Origin of the sequence: Lyngbya sp. PCC 8106 (genome assembly GCF_000169095.1) — a bacterium.
GTDB lineage: Bacteria > Cyanobacteriota > Cyanobacteriia > Cyanobacteriales > Microcoleaceae > Capilliphycus.
On sequence record NZ_AAVU01000025.1, the window covers coordinates 1 to 20,389 of the forward strand.

At 44.5% G+C, this 20,389-nt stretch carries 12 protein-coding genes and 1 pseudogene; all 13 read left to right on the forward strand.

Features of this window, described 5'->3' with window-relative positions; all coding sequences use genetic code 11:
- Window positions 1–215 (forward strand): annotated as a pseudogene (locus tag L8106_RS16795) (zinc ribbon domain-containing protein); the annotation flags it as partial.
- A gap of 274 nt (window positions 216–489) precedes the next feature.
- Window positions 490–2,394: a S9 family peptidase gene (locus L8106_RS16800; protein ID WP_009785570.1), complete on the forward strand. Its 1,905-nt coding sequence runs from the start codon at window positions 490–492 to the stop codon at window positions 2,392–2,394.
- Window positions 2,395–2,552: 158 nt separating this feature from the next.
- On the forward strand, window positions 2,553–3,644 hold the full coding sequence (gene pilM, locus L8106_RS16805) for a type IV pilus biogenesis protein PilM (protein WP_009785571.1): 1,092 nt from the start codon (window positions 2,553–2,555) through the stop codon (window positions 3,642–3,644).
- Between the two features lie 680 nt (window positions 3,645–4,324).
- Complete coding sequence (gene ltrA, locus L8106_RS16810) at window positions 4,325–6,067, forward strand: group II intron reverse transcriptase/maturase (protein WP_009785572.1); 1,743 nt, start codon at window positions 4,325–4,327, stop codon at window positions 6,065–6,067.
- A 556-nt stretch (window positions 6,068–6,623) separates the two neighbouring features.
- Entirely contained in the window at window positions 6,624–7,439 is an 816-nt protein-coding gene (locus L8106_RS16815; RefSeq protein WP_009785573.1) for a PilN domain-containing protein, read from the forward strand.
- Window positions 7,436–8,245 (forward strand): hypothetical protein, encoded by an 810-nt coding sequence (locus L8106_RS16820; RefSeq protein ID WP_009785574.1) that lies wholly within the window; start codon window positions 7,436–7,438, stop codon window positions 8,243–8,245. The genes L8106_RS16815 and L8106_RS16820 overlap by 4 nt, the downstream gene beginning before the upstream one ends.
- 547 nt (window positions 8,246–8,792) lie before the next feature.
- The gene (locus tag L8106_RS16825; protein WP_009785575.1) at window positions 8,793–11,195 is read left to right on the forward strand and encodes a type IV pilus secretin family protein; all 2,403 of its coding nucleotides are present in this window, start codon (window positions 8,793–8,795) and stop codon (window positions 11,193–11,195) included.
- A gap of 528 nt (window positions 11,196–11,723) precedes the next feature.
- On the forward strand, window positions 11,724–12,020 hold the full coding sequence (locus tag L8106_RS16830; RefSeq protein ID WP_009785576.1) for an HU family DNA-binding protein: 297 nt from the start codon (window positions 11,724–11,726) through the stop codon (window positions 12,018–12,020).
- Window positions 12,020–13,105 (forward strand): threonine-phosphate decarboxylase CobD, encoded by a 1,086-nt coding sequence (gene cobD, locus L8106_RS16835; RefSeq protein WP_009785577.1) that lies wholly within the window; start codon window positions 12,020–12,022, stop codon window positions 13,103–13,105. Before L8106_RS16830 ends, cobD begins: the two co-directional genes overlap by 1 nt.
- 32 nt (window positions 13,106–13,137) lie before the next feature.
- Window positions 13,138–14,595 (forward strand): NAD(P)/FAD-dependent oxidoreductase, encoded by a 1,458-nt coding sequence (locus L8106_RS16840; RefSeq protein WP_009785578.1) that lies wholly within the window; start codon window positions 13,138–13,140, stop codon window positions 14,593–14,595.
- Window positions 14,596–14,645: 50 nt separating this feature from the next.
- Window positions 14,646–15,146 (forward strand): pentapeptide repeat-containing protein, encoded by a 501-nt coding sequence (locus L8106_RS16845; RefSeq protein ID WP_009785579.1) that lies wholly within the window; start codon window positions 14,646–14,648, stop codon window positions 15,144–15,146.
- A gap of 33 nt (window positions 15,147–15,179) precedes the next feature.
- Window positions 15,180–15,866, forward strand: coding sequence for an HAD family phosphatase (locus tag L8106_RS16850; RefSeq protein WP_009785580.1), 687 nt, complete (start codon window positions 15,180–15,182; stop codon window positions 15,864–15,866).
- 192 nt (window positions 15,867–16,058) lie between these two features.
- Window positions 16,059–20,102: a CHAT domain-containing protein gene (locus L8106_RS16855; protein ID WP_009785581.1), complete on the forward strand. Its 4,044-nt coding sequence runs from the start codon at window positions 16,059–16,061 to the stop codon at window positions 20,100–20,102.
- The last annotated feature ends 287 nt before the right edge of the window (window positions 20,103–20,389 follow it).

Genomic DNA, 20,389 nt, shown 5'->3' on the forward strand with positions numbered 1-20,389 from the left:
GGTTTATGGGGTTCCGGTCATTGCCGTTGAACCTGCTAACACCTCCCAAAACTGTTCAAACTGTGGCGAGAAAGTAGCTAAAACTCTCAGCACCAGAACTCATAAATGTCCTCACTGTGGATCTGTTGCAGACCGAGATCATAACGCTGCTCAAAACATTCTCAAAGCCGCATTAAAGCAACTAGCAAAAAGAAACGGATCAGAAATGGATTTAACGGATTAACTTGACTGTAAAACCCATAAATCTAGGCTGAACACACGTAACTTAATCCGTTTTTGCGCTTAAGATTTTTTTTTAAATACCGTCGGGCAGACGGAAATCAACGCCTCCCGAGAGAACGATCTCTGCTTTGTTGGGGAAACTCAACCTAGTAAATCAACGAGGTAGTTAGAGGAAGCCCAAACAGTAATGTTTGGATTCCCCCGCGATTTATTGATCCGGGGGAGGATGTCAAGTCACAATAGAGAAAGTCAAAGCCAAAAAAATCGATGACCACAGCAACAGCACAACAAACAGAAACCCAACTTCCCCCTTTAATTTCCCGTGATATACTCTTTGGCAACCCCGAACGGACTAGCCCTTCCCTGTCACCCGATGGCAAGTTTCTAGCCTACATCGCCCCAGACGACAAAAACGTGCTTCAGGTGTGGCTGCGAACCGTCGGAGAAGAAGATGATCGCCAACTGACAGCCGACAAAAAACGAGGAATTCGGGCTTTTTTCTGGACTTATAACCCGGATCAACTGATCTACGCCCAAGACTCCGACGGCGACGAAAACTGGCATTTATACCTGGTTAACATTCAATCCAATATTGTCCGGGACTTAACACCCTTTCAAGGGGTACGGGCGCAGGTTGTCGATCTAGATCACAACTTCCCCGAAGAACTCCTCGTCGGGATGAACCTCAACAATCCCCAAGTCTTTGACGTTTATCACATCAACCTCAAAACGGGTGCTGTCGAATTTTATACCGAAAACCCCGGAAACATCGTCAGTTGGACAGCAGACAGTCAGTTGCAAATTCGCGCGGCTACAGCCACAACACCCGATGGCGGTTATGATTTACTCTATCGAGAAACCCCCGATCAAGCTTGGGATACCCTACGACATTGGGGGCCAGACGAAGAAGGCGGGGCAGTCTACTTTTCTAACGACGGTAAAACCCTCTATATTGTCGGGAATCATGAGGCCAACGCCGAACGTTTAATTGCATTCGATCTGGCAACTCGCAGCGAAACCGTGATCGCCGAAGATCCTCAGTATGATGTCGGAGGTATTCTCGCCCATCCCACCACCCGCAAGCTAGAAGCCGTTTCCTTTTATAAAGATAAACAAGAGTGGCAAATCCTTGACTTCGAGATTGAAGCCGACTTTGCTGCGATCCAAGCCATTCGTCCCGGTGAATTTGGCATTCGTCGCATCTTAACTGACGAGAAATGGTTAGTTAGTTTTGTCGATGATGATGGCCCGGTTTCCTACTACGTTTATGATCGCGCTTCCAAAACCAACACCTTTCTATTTACCAACAAACCCAAACTAGAAGGGTTACAACTCGCCCCGATGGAACCCATGTCTTTCACCGCCCGAGACGGGTTAACCATTCATGGCTACCTGACTAAACCAGTCGGCGTTTCCACTCCAGTACCGACAGTAATGTTAGTGCATGGTGGCCCCTGGGCGCGAGATGTTTGGGGCTATGACTCCGAAGCCCAATGGTTAGCCAACCGAGGTTATGCGGTGTTACAGCTTAATTTCCGAGGGTCTACAGGCTACGGGAAAGCGTTTGTGAATGCGGCTAACCGAGAATGGGCGGGAAAAATGCACGATGACTTAATTGATGGCGTCAATTGGCTGGTCGAAAATCACATCGCCCAACCCGATAAAATTGCAATTATGGGCGGATCATATGGCGGTTATGCCACACTGGTCGGATTAACCTATACGCCAGATGTGTTTGCTTGTGGGGTCGATATTGTCGGGCCAAGTAACTTAGTCACACTCATGCAGAGTATTCCGCCCTATTGGGAACCGATTCGTGCTAATTTTTATCATCGAGTGGGTAATCTAGAGACAGAAGCGGAGTTTTTGAAATCGCGATCGCCTTTATTTTTTGTTGATCAAATTCAGAAACCGCTATTGATCGCACAGGGCGCCAACGATCCTCGGGTGAAACAAGCTGAAAGTGAACAAATTGTCGAAGCGATGAAACAAGCCAAAAAGCCTGTAGAATACGCTTTGTATACCGACGAAGGGCATGGGTTCGCTCGGAGCGAAAATCGGTTACACTTCTATGCGATCGCCGAAGAATTTCTCGCTAAATATTTAGGGGGTCGGTTTGAACCGATTAATGAAATTTCAGGTCATTCGGGTGTTGTTCAGTCTTATTCCTAACTGAAAAGAGAGGAAATTAAGAGTTAAGAATTTAAAAAATATCATCACTCTGAACTCCCGAACTTCTCTGTAGACGCGCTACGGCGCGTCTCTAAACTGTTAATATTGATCACACGGCTGCCGACTAAACTCACAATTAAGAGTCACAATTTAAAACTATGGTCAGCTTTTTTAAGGGTCTTTTTTCTGCACAAAAACCTGGAGTTGGAATTGAGTTAGCATCGGAACGAATTCATATTGTAGAACTGCGAAAAAAAGGCAATGATTTAAAATTAATTAATATCGCCACGACACCCGTTCCCGAAGATGTCGTGCAGGACGGGCAGATCATTGATACCCCGACAATGGCGGAATTGATTCAATCGACTTTAGCCGATAAAAATATTAAAACAAAACGAGTGGCAACAGCCATTCCAGGGCGAGAAGCCGTCACTCGTTTAATCTCAGTTCCGGCAGAACTCAACGAAGACGAACTCAAAGATTATATGAACGCCGAAGCCGGACTTTATTTGCCCTTTTCCCGGGAAGAAGCAGACGTTGACTATCAGAAACTCGGAATGTTTGTTGATGAAGACGGCATCGAAAAAATGCAAGTTTTGTTAGTCGCAACCCGCAAAGAAGTCACCGATACCTATTTAGAAACCTTTGAACAAGCTGAACTCAAAGTTGATGTGATTGAAGTAAGCAGTTTTGCCCTGATTCGGACACTCAAACACCAACTCGAACAGTTTTCCTCATCAGAAGCCGCAATTATCGCAGATCTCGAATTTGATAGTACAGAACTTGCCATAGTCGTTGATGGAGTTCCCCAATTTAATCGCACCATTCCCATCGGATTATTTCAAGTACAAACCGCCCTCAACAACGCCATGAATTTGCCCCCCTCCAGAGATGTGAGCGAACTGCAAGCCATGACGCTTCCGGTGACTGATACAATGGGAGCATTAAACGATCCCAACCCCGGAACGAATGCAATTATCAAAATTCTTTCCGAACTCGCCGATGAACTTCGCCGTTCCATTGATTTTTATATTAATCAAAGCGACGGTTTAGAGATTGCCCAACTGCTACTGGCAGGCCCGGGAGCGGCTATCGGACAACTCGATGAGTTCTTCATGCAGCGCCTCGCCATGCCCGCCACTCAAGTTGATCCCCTAGAAATGCTTTCATTGCAAAGCGATCAAGAGATTCCACCCGATCAACGTGCTAGCTTAGGAGTCGCTTTAGGCTTGGGAATGCGAGTCAGCTAATCTCGGGTTGAGAATCATCAATCTGGGATTTCGCTATGATGGACATAGTTGTGCGATTCGTTTAGGAAAAAGTTAGGGCTGAAATGCTCGAAACGTAAACCTAGCAGGAAATAAGAAATACTTCCTGACAATTGTTACAAAGTCCCAAGGAAAATCAATATTCTGAGGTAAGGGATGGGCAGAGTCAACGGGATAAAACCCAAAGCCCAACGTCTAATGGCAGCCCTAGTTTTAGAATTGACAACTCTAGGATTAAAGCGGGCTTGGCAAGGCACTGAGAGGGAACTGACCTTCAACAACGTGACCACTGACAATCTGACATGGTTAAGCATCTGCTGAACATCTGTCTTGAACCCCGATAACCATCTAGTAGCCAAACTCAGTTGATAGGCTGCGTTCAAAATGAACAATGGGAAAGGTAGGGACTTAACTATATTACCTACACCGACTTTCAAAGTACCACCGGGGAGAGGATGAACCTAAATCAGAAGTACCCTTTGTAACGAAACGAAGTAACCCCATAGCTTCTATCAGGTTATTGGTCGATAACTTGATAAGTGATAAGTCTAAGCGCAAGAGCTATGGGGGAGAGATGGAGTAAAAAGCCAACGCCTATCTGTAATAGATATGGATAAGCTGACGTACTCCGGTCTGATTAAACGATAAAGTGGTCAATAGCAATGAAAACGGCGATAGCGAGTTTAAAGACTACGAACAACGCATGGAACACAATGCCTTGGGGTAAAATCCAACGCAAAGTATTCAAGTTGCAAAAGTCAATTTATCAAGCAGTCAAATCAGGACAGAAAGCAAAAGCTAGACGACTACAACGTTTACTCAACAAGTCCTATTATGCAAGACTCTTAGCAGTACGCAAAGTAAGTCAAGATAACCAGGGTAAACGAACCGCAGGGATTGATGGAATCAAAGACCTAAACCCCAAAGACCGGATTCACCTGGTAGACAAACTGAAGCAACGACAAAAAGCCAAAAGCCTACGTCGGATATGGATACCAAAACCAGGCAGGGATGAAAAACGCCCTCTAGGTATCCCTACACTGCACGACAGAGCCTTGCAAGCCTTGGTTAAACTGGGGTTAGAACCCTATTGGGAAGCACAGTTTGAAGCCGAATCTTACGGGTTTCGACCCGGACGTTCAGCCTATGACGCTATTGATGCAATCTTCAAGAAAGCATTGATAAAACCTCAATATGTTCTAGATGCAGACATTGCCAAATGTTTCGACCAAATTAACCATGACCACCTCTTATCCAAACTAGATTGTCCCTCTGTGTATAAACGGAGTATCAAACAATGGCTTAAAGCTGGAGTATTGGACAATGGCGTATTTGAAGCAACAGAAACAGGAACACCACAAGGTGGGGTGATTAGCCCACTCCTCGCCAACATTGCTTTACATGGAATGTTAAATACGGTTGTCAACCATTTTCCACAACGTATCAAGGTTGATGGAAAACTGATACAAAATTACCGTCCGAAAATCATTCGATATGCCGATGACTTCGTAGTTATAGCAAATAACCCTGAAGTCATACTAGAAGCCCAAGACCTGATAAAAGAATGGTTAAAACCTGTTGGATTAACCCTCAAACCTGAAAAAACGAGGTTGTGTAACACCTTATACGAATGGAATGGGGAAAAACCGGGGTTCGATTTCTTAGGTTTTAATATCCGACATTATCCTGTGAGTATTCACAAAGGAATCAATGCTGGACAAGCCGGAGGAAGAAAACCATACCAACTAAACATCAAACCATCTCAAAAGGCAATCAAGAGTCATTACGACAACTGCAAAAAGGTCATCAAGACCTATCGCACAGCACCCCAAAGTGCCTTGATTAAGCATCTCAACCCGGTCATTAGAGGATGGAGCAACTACTATTCAAAAGTAGTCAGCAAATCCGTCTTCTCCAAACTTGACCATCTAATATGGGGTGCTTTAAGGGCATGGACAGTCTCTCGATGCGGTAAAGCGTCCTACAACAAACTCAAAAACTATTACAGATATGGAGTCAATGGAAAATGGACGTTTGAAGCTGAAGAAGGGTTTCGATTGATAAAACACATTGAAACCCCCATCAAAAGACACATCAAAGTCAAAGGAGAGAAATCACCTGATGACGGCGATTGGACATACTGGAGTAAACGGATGAGCAACGGATACACAGGACTACCAAACCGCGTAACCAAACTCATCAAACGTCAAAAAGGACGATGTACATACTGTGGACAACTCTTCACAAGTAATGACCTAATTGAGATAGACCATATTATACCTCAATCTAGGGGCGGAAAAGATGTTTACAAAAATCTTCAAGCCATACACCGCCACTGCCATGATTCCAAAACCCAACAAGACGGAAGTCTAAACCGGGATGACTGTACCCATGAAAAGGGTTAACAGACCAGGAGCCGTGTGAGTGTGAAAGTCTCATGCACGGTTCTGAATGGGAGGGAGAGAGGGCGACCTCTCTCTCGACCCCTAATCAAATCCCCTCGGAGCGGCAGTGCCTGCTTCGGACTCGATTCCCGAGTTAAAAATTGCCGAGGTTGATGGTGAGTCCACCCCCGTGCGCGGGTTCCCCGCGTTGAGGGGAGTGGCGAACCCGAAGGGGGTGATCGGGTGACGGGGGTGGTGGGGAGAGGTCTTTTTTCCGTTCGCGGAGCGTGCCGCAGGCGTTGAAAAATAACTTTTTATTAATAAAAATCCTCCCGACCTCCCGACCTCCGCTCCTCCCCACCTTCCCACAAATTAAGTTTTAGGGCAACGCGCACGGCCCGGCCTCGGAGCGGTGGGAAATCCAGACTTGAATGTGCAAGTTAGAGATCAAAAAACTTAATCTTAAAATTTCCCCCCTTGCTACGATCAGCACAGGAAATCCTCGATACCCGTCTAAAATATACACATATAATGATGCCCTCAAGCCATAAACAAATCCTCAAAGAGGTTTGATGCAATGTACAGCCTTGATATTAATTTTCTTAACGACCGTCCCGACTACAAACCCGTAGATCGAAAAGCCCCGTCTTCTCCAGGTAGAGGCGGTGCAAGTGTTGATCGAACACCGATCATTATTGGGGCTGCGGTTGCTTTAGGTGTTAACGCATTAGTTGGGGGAGCTTGGCTCATCTTCAATCAACGGAATGCTCAGTTACAAACCGAACTCGCCGCCTTAGATGCCCAACTCGGCGAAAAAACCAATCTCGTCGCCGCCCTCGATCAAATTTACGCTCAAGCCAAGCAAACCAATGAAGAAGCCGATGCCTTAGCCACCGTCTTCAACGAAATTAAGCCCTGGTCTGCCTTGAGTCAAGAACTCGCCGAACTCATGCAAGTTGCCGGGGTGAAAATTAACACCATTAAACAAACTGAACCCGAGTTTACAGCGACTCCGGCTGCGGCACCGGCTGAAGGACAAGCCTCCACGACCGCTAAAGATACCGCCATGCTGGAAATTACCGGAATTGCCAATTCCTTCACCCAACTCAGTGACTTTATGTTGTTGCTGAAGCAATCGCCCTTCTTTGATGACGAGCAAACTAAACTACTCTCGGCTCGCTTGAAAGACAATCCGACTAAACTGGTTGTCGATGAGTCTCAAGGCGGAAGCAATAATTTACCCGACTTACAACCTGTAGTCGAGTACAAAATTGAAACGAATTTGAGCCAGGCGAATGCTTCAGAGTTGCTTCCGCAGTTAAAGAGTAAAGGAGCGGTTGGATTAGTCAATCGTATTCAAACCCTTCAACAAAAAGGAGTCATTCAACCATGACAGCAGCAAACGAATTTATCGAAGTCGATGACGAACAGGATATTGAAACGCCAGTCGTCTTGGGAGTCCCTCTCACGCCGAAAAATATTGGGATTGCCGTCGCGGTAGTCGGTGTCTTGCTGGCTGGATTTGGGATGTTTAAGTTAGTTCTCCCGACAATGGCCGAGGGAAGAGAACTCGATAATCAAATTGTTGCCACGCAGCAAGAAATCGAGCAACAAGAAGAACGGCTCAGTAAGAAAGGAGAAGCTGAACAACAGCTCATCGAAGCCCAACAAAGACGGGCGTCAGTAACCGCTTTATTTGCCGACGAAGATACACTGGAGACGTTAATCTTTGATATCGAAGAACAACTCAATCGGGTTAATGCTGGCATTACAGAAGATGAAGAAAAAGCCATAATTACCAAGTTTGAACCGACTCAACCTTCCGGTGCGAATCAGTCCAACTCGGCGATTGAAGTGGTGAATGACGGTTCTTTGGGGTCAGCCGTAAATGGAAAGCTGAGACGACGTGGATATGAAGTAGAGTTTGAAGGCAGTTTTGCTCAGACCCGGCAGTTTTTGATTATTCTAGAACGAATGCAACCGATGTTAGTCGTTAGAGACTTAAAAACGGAGTTGGTAGAATCAGCACCCGTTGTGGAAGGAGAATATAAGCAAGGTAAATTTATACCCGCCAGTGAGCAACCTCAACGCCGCTTAAAAACGTCTTTTACCCTAAGTGCGTTGATGCCGTTGAGTCAGGAACAACTTGATGCTGCCCTAGATGCTGCTAACCCACCGGATGCCCAACCCGCTCAGTAATTTTAACGCCTTCAAAACCCAAAAAGATTTTAGCCCTTAGCCGCGTTCAGATCGAGCGCGGTTATTCATTTTTTTATTTGTATAGCGCTACGCAAATTGGTTAGGACATTTCTAAATTCTGAAACCCTCTCAGGCGTGTGCATTCCTTGGCGGCTTACAAAGCCGCAGGGTCACACCGCTTTCATAGTCTGCTGTTCCCTGATCCGGTGTTCCCTGTTCCCGATTCAAGTAGCGCTATAACAATCAAAACAAAGATTTGGCTTGACACGGTACGACAAATGTTCTAGTCTGTCAAGCGATAAGCTTTACTTAAATCCTTTATCCAAGAAAAAATAAGGTTAGACCCTTTAACTTGTGCTTCGCGATCGCATACAATCCACTTACACACAAATTATCAAATTCAAATCCCTGTAAAAAGTATCCTGTTAACTCAAGTTTGAGTCTCGCGGCTGAAAAAGCTAGATCGGCTCTCAACGATTAACAATTGACAATAACCACAAAAGCCTTTAATTCTAAGCAATAACCACAGTCCAGTTGAGGAGGGAACGTGAAACAAGTTCTAGGATGGGGAACAGGACTATCGGTAGCTGCCGTTGTTCTGATGGCACAAGCCCCTGCCATTGCATTTACCGTCATTCGAGATGTTCAAATTGTTGATAGCAACGGAGAGACAAATCTCGTTTTGGTAACAGAAGGCGGCGGACGTCCAGAAGTCTTCGTCGTCAGACGAGGCAATGATTTTGTTGCTGATGTGATTAACACGCAGCTCAACATGGGTCAGGAGATGTTCCAAAAAAACAATCCCGCCCCCGGAATCGCCTCAATTGTGGTGACTCAACTTGATCCGACGAGCGTTCGTGTAATTGTGACTGGAACTAGCAGTCCACCCGATGCTCGCGTTGTTCAAGGGGCTTCTGGAGGCATTGTGATCAGTATGCTCTCAGGAGGAACAAGCGCTGCAAACGTTCCCCCGAATTCGAGTCCTCCAACTTCTACCCCGGCTCCGGATGTATTAGTTCCTGAACCCCAGGTCGAGATTGATCGAGGTTCTCTAGCGCAACAACCGACTCCGCCGAGAACCACTCCCGCTCCCTCTCGACAAGAACCCATTATCCCTGATCCAGCAACTAGAAGCCGCGATCCGCAACTTTCTCCGGGCTTACCCCGGACTGTCGATCCGACTCCTCCTTATCTGCCTCGGGCTGTTGCTCCCCCTGTGGGAGATATTGCCGTTTCTAACGTCAATCCTGCCGTTCAAGCCGTTAACTTAAACACGACAGAAGTGATTCCCCGTTTGGTATTGCGGGATGCTTTAGTGCGAGATGTTCTCTCTCTGTTAGCTCGGACAGCCGGACTCAACGTTGCCTTTGCATCGGATTTCGGAAACATAACGGGACAAGGAGGCGCTCAGGGCGGTACAGAAGCACTCACCATTTCCCTTGATATCGAAAATGAGTCCGTTCAAGATGTGTTTAACTACGTTCTGCGATTGAGTGGACTTGAAGCCAACCGTCAAGGAAATACGATCTTTGTGGGGCGCCAACTCCCCAACACCGCTCGGGATGTGGTGGTTCGTTCCTTCCGACTCAATCAAATTCCAGCCGGACAAGGTGCTGCTTTCCTCGTCAGTATGGGAGCAGAACGAGCAATCACTCGTGAACAACAGGTGACTCGGGCTAACTCTGTCAACATCCCCGGAAGTACCCAAGCCTTAACCACAACAGATACTCAGGTGACAACAGTTGTGGAAACCCTACGGGTGGAAACTCAGGACTCTGTACCCCTTTTGCGGGGAATGCAGGTGATTGTCGATGATCGTCTTAATAGTTTGACCTTGATCGGGCCGCCACACTTGGTGGAAGTCGCCTCTGCTCAACTGATCCAACTTGATCTCCGTAAACGTCAAGTCGCGATCAACGTTAAAGTCCTGGATATCAACTTGGATGGAGAAGATACTTTTGATAGCAGTTTCTCCTTTGGGATTGATCAAACCTTCTTTGTCAATGATGGGGGGGCAGCCGCTCTCAACTTCGGTTCCTACAACCCGCCGGATCGCCCAACATCGACTTCAGGAACTAACGCTCGACCGATTATCCCTAATAACCCCGTTGGAAACCAAGAACCTTTCTTTGACCGAGATGGAACCACAACCACTCCGTTAACAGCACCCGGACGAGGCGGAGTTACCCTACGACCTGTTTCACCAGTCACGGATCGTTCAGAACGAGTGGGAATTTCTGACTTTTCTCCGTTTCAGCGGAATGACGATGGTACATTTGATCCCGGTGAAGTCGAATTTAGTACCTTCCCCCTATTCCAATATCCCCGTCGTTTCCTGCAAACCCTACAATTTGAGATTCAAAACCGCAACGCTAAAATTCTGACTGATCCCACCTTGCTCGTGCAGGAAGGAGAAATTGCACGGGTTGAATTGGTGGAGAACATTGTTAAACGATTTAACACTGATACGATTGACAACAATGGCGTTCAGCGAACTGAAAGACAGCCTGAGTTTGAAGATGTCGGTCTGGAAGTGAGCATTAATGTTGAGCGAGTTGATGATAATGGATTTGTGACGATTAATGTCAATCCTGTCGTCACTGCAATTACAAACCGGATTAATATAGGCGGAGTCACAGGTGAGGATTTTGTGACAGAAACTTCCAGACGGGAATATCAGTCTGGACGAATTCGCCTGCGGGATGGTCAGACTTTAATTGTTTCTGGGATTATTCAAGAACAGGATCGGGTGACTGCGAGTAAAATTCCATTCTTAGGGGATTTGCCGATTCTTGGAGCTTTATTTAGAAGTTCGACTCGGGAAACTGGACGTGCCGAAGTGGTGGTGTTGGTGACTCCAATGATCATGGATGAATCTGATCGCGCCCCGTTTGGCTATGAATATAACGTTAGCCCCGATGCGCGAGAAATGCTGCAACGAAGTCGTTAAACAGGGGACAGGGAACAGGTAGAAGTCAAAAGGCTTCCTATCTCCCCACCTCCCTACCTCCCCATCTTCCCACCTCCCCACCTCCCTACCTCCCTACCTCCCTATCTTCCCACCTCCCTACCTCCCTACCTCCCTATCTTCCCACCTCCCCACCTCCCCATCTCCCTTCCCCAAGTGCCGTATTGGGGATGTTTTTTTGGGCCAAAACAGATTCAAAATGAGAAAATTACATGAAATCTATATAAATTTAAAGATTTGATCGATCCATATTCGACTTAAAAACATTAGAATAAGTCAGTGCAAGTGAGATACTGTCAGGGTTACAGCGATCTGAAGTTAAATTTTGATCAAAAGACAATCCGTAATCAGAATCACTTGACAACTCCGCGCGCAGATTGGCAGTCATTGTCAAGAGTCCGGCTGGATAGAAGCAACTTTTCTTTTGTCCTGCATTTTAATTGATCGATTGTGTCATCTGTTTTCCGCCCCGATCCCTTGTGATGCGGGGTTTCCAGACAAGGAGGTTTTATGAATAAAGGTGAATTAGTTGATGCTGTTGCTGAACGGGCCAGTGTCACCAAGAAACAAGCAGATGCTGTTCTGACGGCTGCCCTCGATACCGTTATGGAAGCGGTATCCCGTAACGATAAAGTAACCCTCGTGGGTTTTGGTTCGTTTGAGTCTCGTGAGCGTAAAGCTCGTGAAGGCCGCAATCCGAAAACGGGAGAAAAAATGGATATTCCCGCAACTCGAGTACCCGCCTTCTCAGCAGGTAAACTGTTTAAAGAAAAGGTAGCTTCCAAAGCAACGACCAAAGAGGAATAATGGTGTCGGCTCAATCGCTTGCCAGACCTGGACATGGTGGAAACTTAACCTGGGCAGCCTCAATTTCTGGCTGTTCTCCTTCAGAGATTCTGGATTTTTCCGCCAGTATCAATCCTTGGGGGCCGCCCCAGTCGGCGTTAGAAGCAATTCAAACCCATCTCGGTGATCTCAGAGCCTATCCCGATCCTCAATATCGGGTCTTACGAAATGCTCTGAGTCAGATTCATTCCCCTCTAGAAGCAGACTGGATTTTGCCAGGGAATGGAGCGGCAGAGTTACTCACTTTGGCCGGATGGGATCTCGCTCAACAGGAGACAACCTATCTGCTTACCCCGGCCTTTGGAGACTACAGGCGATCGCTGAGTGCTTTTCAAGCTCAGGTGATTGAATGGCCCCTATTAGAACAGCAGGGACAGTGGTCATTCCCGGCTCTAGGACTGGACAAGCGAGGAGGCCTACTACTCAATAATCCTCACAACCCCACAGGTCGGCTGTTTGAGCAGGAGATGATTGAACCTTACCTCGAACAGTTTGATCTGGTGGTGGTTGATGAAGCCTTTATGGACTTTCTCCCGCCTCAACAGCAACAAAGCTTAGTGGCGAGAGTGCCTGAATACAAAAATCTGGTGGTATTGCGATCGCTGACCAAATTTTATAGCATTCCTGGATTGCGTTTGGGTTACGCGATTGCTCACCCGGATCGGCTGCATCGTTGGCAACAGTGGCGTGACCCTTGGCCGGTTAATGTTCTCGCGGCTGCGGTGGGTTCGGCAGTGCTTCAAGATCATGCTTTTCAACAGCAGACTTGGGACTGGTTAATCCCTGCTCGTTCTCAACTGGTTAATGGTTTAACGTCCTTACCTGGACTACGCCCCTATCCGGGTGCTGCCAATTTTCTACTGGTCTATTCCCGGCAACCCGTTCCTGAACTGCAAATGGCTCTGTTGAAACGCGATCGGATCTTAATTCGTGACTGTCTCAGTTTTGGGGAACTGGGTCAACACTATTTTCGAGTGGCGATTCGCACTGAAGCTGAAAATCAACGTCTACTCGATGCCATGACCAACATCTTACCCTCGCTCTAATTTGAACGATTCTCCATTTTCCCTTTTCCTCTATGATTGACTACGACGTGGTAATAATTGGTGGCAGTCCAACGGGACGCTATGCTGCGGCTAAAGCTGCTCAACAACAAGCCCGTGTTGCCTTAGTCGAGCCTCAAAAACCCAATTTTTCTAGCCACTGTTGGCGTTCTGTACAGAGTACCGCCTTATTCTCTGTCGGCCAGGTGGTGCGACAAATTGAGCGATCGCCACTGTTTGGAATTCAGACCCTCTCTGACTACCCGGATCTCGATCAAATTCTGTCACTCAACTGGCAACAGACTCAACAATGGCTAGAGGCTGTGGTTTTTAACCTCGAAGAACAACATTCTCCCGCACTGTTAGCGGCTTTGGGGGTTGATGTTATTTTTGGACAAGGGGAGTTTGTCAGCCACCCTCATCTGGCTTTTGTGGTCAACCAACGGACTTTGCGATCGCGAACTTATTTACTGGCGACGGGTTCAAGACCCAAAATTCCTGAGATTGAAGGATTACTTTTAACTGGATTTTTGACCCCTGAAACGATTCATAAACTTCATCAAGTTCCTGAACATTTAGCTGTGATTGGGGGTGATCCAAGCGGCACTGCACTTGCTCAAATGTTTGCAAGGTTAGGTTCAAAAGTCACGATGATTGTTAAAAATAATCATATTTTAGCCAAAGAAGATGCTGAAGCGGCGGGTTTAGTTCAAGCAAAATTAGAATCTGTTGGCATTCGGATTTTAACTCAAACTGAAGTCATCCAAACCCAACAAATTCAAGGTAAAAAATGGATTCAAGCCGGAAATAAAGCCCTGGAAGTCGATGAAATTATCGTCGCTGCCGGACAACAGCCTCAACTCGATTCGTTCAATCTAGACGCGGTTGGAGTCGCCTTTAACCGTCAATATCTACGCCTCAATGATAAACTACAAACCACTCATTCTCGCATCTACGCTTGTGGGAATTTATCGGGGGGATATTCTGATCCTCATTTAGCGAATTATGAAGCCACAATTGCGATTAAAAATGCTTTATACTTTCCTGTATTCAAAGTCAATTATCACGGGATTCCTTGGGCAACTTTTTCGGAACCTCAATTAGCAAGCGTGGGGTTAACTGAAACTCAAGCCCAACGTCGTTACGGAGATAAAATTCAAGTTTATCGAGAGTATTTTAAACATTTGCCCAAAGCCATTATTGAAGATGAAACGGTTGGCTTTTTTAAGTTGATCGGACATCAAAATGGTCAGATTTTAGGCGCTTCTATTGTTGGGCCACAAGCCAGTGAGATGATTAATATTGTCGCTTTAGCCATTCGTCAAGGGTTAAAAATAAATGCGATCGCTGAACTTCCCCAAATTTGGCCGACTTTTTCCCAAATGAGTCAACAAACAGCAATGGCTTGGTTGCAACAACAGCGTCGGTGCAATACCCTATTAATAGATTGGATCGAAAATCTCTTTCACTGGCGGCGATCTTGGTTATCCTAAGTTGCTCGGTTCGCTTCTAGATTGTTAATTGATTGAATTCAAGGTTGAAAATGAAGTTAAATTTTAGACTTTTATCGGTAGTATTGATCAGTTGCCTCTTGCTCGCAACTGGATGTCAAACAGCATCAAAAGATTCAGCGCAAAAAGTCACAGAAACGAAAGAATGTTTTGACTGTGACTTAACCGGAGAAAACTTTGAAGGGGCTGACTTATCCGGTGCAAAATTAAACGGATCTGATCTCAGTGGAGTGAATTTAAAAGGCGCAAATTTAAGTGGTGCATTACTGGATAATGTTAATTTTAGTCAGGCTGATTTGAGCGGTGCAAATTTGAGTTCAGCTGCCCTGACTCAAGCAAATTTCACTGAGGCTAATTTGAGCGAGGCCAATCTCACAGGTGCCTTTTTAAGATCAGCAATACTCACAAATGCAAAACTGACAAATGCCAGCTTGAATAAAGCAGACTTAAATACGGCAAAACTCGAAGGAGCAGAGATTAAAGGAGCTGATTTTAAAGAAGCAATTATGCCTGATGGTTCAGTCCAGAAATAATCATAAAATTCAATAACAAATCAACCTCAAACTATGCTGAAAGCAATTCTTTTTGATTTAGATGGAACCTTAGCCAATACTGACCCTTTACACTTTAAGATTTGGCAAGAAACCTTACAAACGTACAATCAAGAAATTGATCATCCCTTTTATAAAACCTATATTAGTGGGCGACAAAATCCTGAAATCATTAAAGATTTAATTCCGCAACTTTCGCTCAAAGAAGGAGAAGAACTCGCAGATCACAAAGAAGCTCGTTTTCGGGAAATTGCCCGAGAATTACAGCCATTAGCGGGTTTATTGGAGATGCTGACATGGATTGAAACAGTCGGTTTAAACAAAGCCGTTGTCACCAATGCGCCTCGGGAAAATGCTCATTTTATGTTAGAAGTTTTGCAGCTAACTGAGCGATTTGAGTTTGTCGTTTTAGGGGAAGATATGATTGCCGGAAAACCTGATCCTGCTCCCTATCAATATAGTTTAGAACAGTTAAAAATTCAACCTTCAGAAGCAATTGTATTTGAAGATTCACCCTCGGGAATTCGTTCTGCTGTTGCCGCCGGAATTGATACAATTGGAGTTGCCTCTACCCACGAACCAAGTGTGCTAAAAGCGATTGGTGCCTCACAGGTTGTTAATGATTTTAATGACTTATCAATGTGGGCAAAAATCAAATCACTTTTAGGAACAGAAAAAGCGCTAGAAATGACCGATTCATAAGAATTTAGAAGTTCAGGTTACAGGTTACAGGTTGGGAATTGATCAATTCTGCTAGCGGTGACTGTAAAAAACGATTCCCTCAGAGGAAAAAATTCACCATATTTGGAAGGGATGGATAGAATGGAAAAGGGATAAGGATTAATTAGGAGCGTCTAGGGCATCTAATATCTACCAACCAGGAGGTGTATAGCCATGAGAGCGACTTTAAATCGCTTTAGTTTACTGTTGACAACTTTGAGTTTCGTTGGCGTTAACCCTGCTCCTGTTTACGCTCAAACCCCTACCATTACGCCCGCCCTAGATGGAACCGGAACTGTAATTAACCGCCAGGGAAACCAGTTTGAGATTAATGGGGGTTCTCTCAGCGGAGAGGGTCAAAATCTGTTTCACAGTTTCGATCAGTTTAATTTATCGGAAGGACAAGTCGCCAACTTTTTATCAAATCCTAATATTCGCAACATTTTAGGACGAGTTGTTGGGGGTGATGCTTCTTTTATCAATGGCTTAATTCAAGTAACAGGGGGAAATTCTAACCTGTTTTTAATGAATCCAGCCGGGATTATTTTTGGTGCAAATGCGAGTTTAAATGTTCCCGCTTCTTTTACGGCGACGACTGCAAATGGAATTGGATTTGGAACGAATCATTGGTTTAATACAACCTCAAATTCGGATTGGTCAAACTTAGTTGGAAACCCCAATAGTTTTCGCTTTGATACCAAAAATCCAGGGTCGATTGTGAATCAGGGTCAACTAGCTGTTACTTCCCAACAACAGTTAACTCTTGTGAGTGGAACTGTTTTAAATACAGGTACTCTTGTCGCTCCAGAAGGAACGATTTCTGTACAAACGGTTCCCGGTGAAAACTTGGTACGAATTGCTCAAACCGGACATTTATTAAATCTTGAAGTTGCAGCACTTCCGGATGATTCTATTACCACACAATCGGCTATAACTCCTTTATCTTTACCTGAACTTCTGACAGGTGGCGGGGTAACAACTGCAACCGGAATGACAGTGAATCCTAACGGTGAAATTGTCTTGACTTCGGGTCAAATTGTTGAATCTGGAGATGTTGCAATTGCGCCTAATATCAGTCCAAATTCTGATCATTTAGCGGTGACAGGTGAAACGGTTAATCTCAAAGCGGCTAATACTCTGACGATTGTTGAACGCTCGTTAAAAACCACAGGAGATTTGAATTTACTCGCCGGAAATACGGTGCAAATTCGTGATAGTTTGACTGATCCGTTCTCAGCGATTGCGGGTGGAAATCTGACAATTGTTGGTCAGCAAAATATTGATATTCTGGCTTTAGATTCGATTAATTTTCTTGAATCTGCTCCTTTTCAAGCCACAGGAAATCTCACCTTAGCCAGTGATGGGATTATTTCGGGAGATAGTCACTTCAACGCCGGGGGAAACTTTAGCATTCTCAACTCAACCACAGGTGCAGGTGGAATATTTATTAGTTTGTACGACCCGATTATTTATTCTGATGGAGATGTAATCTTTGGGAGTTATGAAGGTGCGTCTTTGAAAGTAGAAGCCACTGGAGCGATTATTGGGGGCGATATTAATATTACAACTCCTGATATTAACCTTGCTGATTCTGCTGACCCAGAAGCCAATATTCTCAGCAGTAGTCCGGCGTTAATATTACGTTCAGGGGTGCAAATTTTGGGTAATTCTAATAGTTCAGTTGAGGGTAGATTTTTCATAGAAAGACCCACATCAGGAAATAATAATCTTACCGTGGGGAATGTGACGACCGCAGGAGGGCCAGTTATTCTAAATTCCGCAGGTCGAATTGTTGTTGATCAAATTAATACCCAAGGCGGAGAGGTTAATTTACAAGCTGTTGATAATATTATTATTGCTCGTAATATTAGTTCAGAAGGTGGAAATATTGAGATTATTACGGATAATTTATTGCGGGTGGGTACGTTAGTTGATCCGAGAGATAACACCCCGAGTATTTCTTCTGCAAATAGTCAAATTGATGGTGCAATTACGATTGAACATGGTGGAGGTGAAACGCCGTTTATTATTGGAGATGCGACAACAAATGGTACTGCAAGAAGTATCACTAGCAGTTCAGCACAAATTACCCCTCAGTTTGAAGTTCCTCGCACAACGGAGGGGGTTTTTACGCAGGGAAATATTACCATTCGCACGACACCATTACCCTCAGAAGAACCGCCGATTGAACCCTCTGAACCTCCTGTTTTTGAACCCGAAGAACCGATAACTGAAAATCCTCCAATCGTTGAACCTCCGACAGAACCTTCTGAACCCAATCCCGGTAATAATCCCAATAATCCGGGGAATGAAAATCCTGAAGTTCCTAATAATCCCAATAATCCGGGGAATGAAAATCCTGAAGTTCCTAATAATCCCAATAATCCGGGGAATGAAAATCCTGAAGTTCCTAATAATCCCAATAATCCGGGGAATGAAAATCCTGAAGTTCCTAATAATCCCAATAATCCGGGGAATGAAAATCCTGAAGTTCCTAATAATCCCAATAATCCGGGGAATGAAAATCCTGAAGTTCCTAATAATCCCAATAATCCGGGGAATGAAAATCCTGAAGTTCCTAATAATCCGCCTATTGTTAACCCGCCTATTGTTAACCCGCCAAATAATCCATCACCAGAAATTCCAAACAATCCTGAAACTGACGCCTTGACTCCTGAACAACAAGAACAAGTTACAACTGTGATTGAAGCAGAATTAGTTGAACGGAAAAATCTTGATGGTTCGCCAGCCAATCAACTCGAAAATCAAAATGTTTTCACTAATAATTCAATCTTAGATGTTACTGGAATTGCCCAAAATAGTAGTAGTACAATTACAGTTCAGCAGAATACAGATGGGAGTATTGCTTTACTGAGATTAGACCCAATCAATCAATCTATTCAAACGACTCCAAACCTGGATGCTGAGTTTAATCCAGAAGCAGAAATTCAACTCGCTCGTGCTGATGTAGCGGCGAGTTTTGATGTTGATAGTCTTGAAGAAGTTTTGCCCAAGATTGAACAGGCTTTTAGTTTGGATTATCTTAACTATATCGGTAAAAATATTGCTAAGTTTGAAACCGATATTTCTGTCGAAGAGATTCAAGATAATCTCAGTGAAGTTGATAAAAAGTATGGGACAAAAGCGGCAGTTGTTTATACCTTTGCTCAAGCTGATCAATTAGTGTTGATGGCTGTAACTGCGAAAGGAAATATAATTAAAAAAACGATTACTACAACGACCCGTCAGGAATTATTAGAGATTACCAAGCAATTTCGACTGGAAATTACTGATGCTCGTAAACGCTATACAGAGAGTTATAAACCTCTTGCTCAACAGCTTTATCAGTGGATTATTGCGCCTTTAGAAGAGGCTCTAGAGGCTCAAGAAATTGATACAATACTATTTGTCATGGATCAGGGTTTACGAGGTTTACCGATAGCAGCTTTGCATGATGGTGAACAGTTTTTCATTGAAAAATATAATTTTAGTTTGATTCCAAGTTTCAGTTTAATGGATATTCGGGATCAGCCTCTCAATGACCCACAAGTTCTTGCAATGGGAGCCTCTAAGTTTGTCGAACAGCCTCCACTACCTGCGGTTCCTATCGAAGTTCAATCCATTACTCAAGAGATTAGTGGTCGCTATTTTCTCAATGAAGAATTTACCATTAAAAACTTTAGTAAACAGCGCGGAACTCAACCCTTTAATATTATTCACCTTGCTACTCATAGTGAGTTTAATTCTGGTGATCAGAGTAATTCTTATATCCAATTTTGGGATACCCAACTTACTTTAAATAATTTAAAGCAACTGGGTTGGAAATGGGAGAGTCCTCCGGCGGAATTATTTGTTTTAAGTGCTTGTCGGACTGCGGTAGGCGACGCAAGTGCAGAGTTAGGATTTGCGGGATTAGCAGTGCAAGCCGGGGTGCCTTCTGCTTTAGCGAGTTTATGGTATGTTTCTGATCAGGGAACTTTAGGATTAATGGTTGAATTTTATAATCAACTCCGAAAAACATCTGCAATTTCTCAAGCATTTCGTTCCGCTCAAATCGCCATGTTAAGAGGAACAATTACGATTGAGTCTGGTTATTTAATGAGTGTAGATATTAGCAATCAGATTCAGCTTCCGAGTGAACTGATGAACCAAGGAAATATTATTTTTACTCATCCTTATTATTGGGCAGGTTTTACGATTATTGGAAGTCCTTGGTAAACAGCATTTTCAAATCAAGTTGACCTGATATGAATTCTTCTAGAAGATCGGGGTTAACCGTCGATCTCTTACTCATTAAAAATTAGGTAAACAAACATCTCAATTCGATGTATTTAGGGTCAGGATTTGCTAACATAGTGATATAGCGCTACTAGAATCGGGAATAGGGAACAGGGAACAGTAGACTGGGGCGGGGTTTTAGGATTTAGAAATGACAATCATGTATTCGCGTAGTGTTATAGAGCTTGAGCTTTTTTAAAAAGTCGGTTTGATGACGAAATCAGGGA

Excerpts from the sequence above, each read along its gene's own strand:
- L8106_RS16800 (WP_009785570.1), top strand. The coding sequence starts at position 490 with ATGACCACAGCAACAGCACAACAAACAGAAACCCAACTTCCCCCTTTA.
- pilM (WP_009785571.1), top strand. The coding sequence starts at position 2,553 with ATGGTCAGCTTTTTTAAGGGTCTTTTTTCTGCACAAAAACCTGGAGTT.
- ltrA (WP_009785572.1), top strand. The coding sequence starts at position 4,325 with ATGAAAACGGCGATAGCGAGTTTAAAGACTACGAACAACGCATGGAAC.
- L8106_RS16815 (WP_009785573.1), top strand. The coding sequence starts at position 6,624 with ATGTACAGCCTTGATATTAATTTTCTTAACGACCGTCCCGACTACAAA.
- L8106_RS16820 (WP_009785574.1), top strand. The coding sequence starts at position 7,436 with ATGACAGCAGCAAACGAATTTATCGAAGTCGATGACGAACAGGATATT.
- L8106_RS16830 (WP_009785576.1), top strand. The coding sequence starts at position 11,724 with ATGAATAAAGGTGAATTAGTTGATGCTGTTGCTGAACGGGCCAGTGTC.
- cobD (WP_009785577.1), top strand. The coding sequence starts at position 12,020 with ATGGTGTCGGCTCAATCGCTTGCCAGACCTGGACATGGTGGAAACTTA.
- L8106_RS16840 (WP_009785578.1), top strand. The coding sequence starts at position 13,138 with ATGATTGACTACGACGTGGTAATAATTGGTGGCAGTCCAACGGGACGC.
- L8106_RS16845 (WP_009785579.1), top strand. The coding sequence starts at position 14,646 with ATGAAGTTAAATTTTAGACTTTTATCGGTAGTATTGATCAGTTGCCTC.
- L8106_RS16850 (WP_009785580.1), top strand. The coding sequence starts at position 15,180 with ATGCTGAAAGCAATTCTTTTTGATTTAGATGGAACCTTAGCCAATACT.
- L8106_RS16855 (WP_009785581.1), top strand. The coding sequence starts at position 16,059 with ATGAGAGCGACTTTAAATCGCTTTAGTTTACTGTTGACAACTTTGAGT.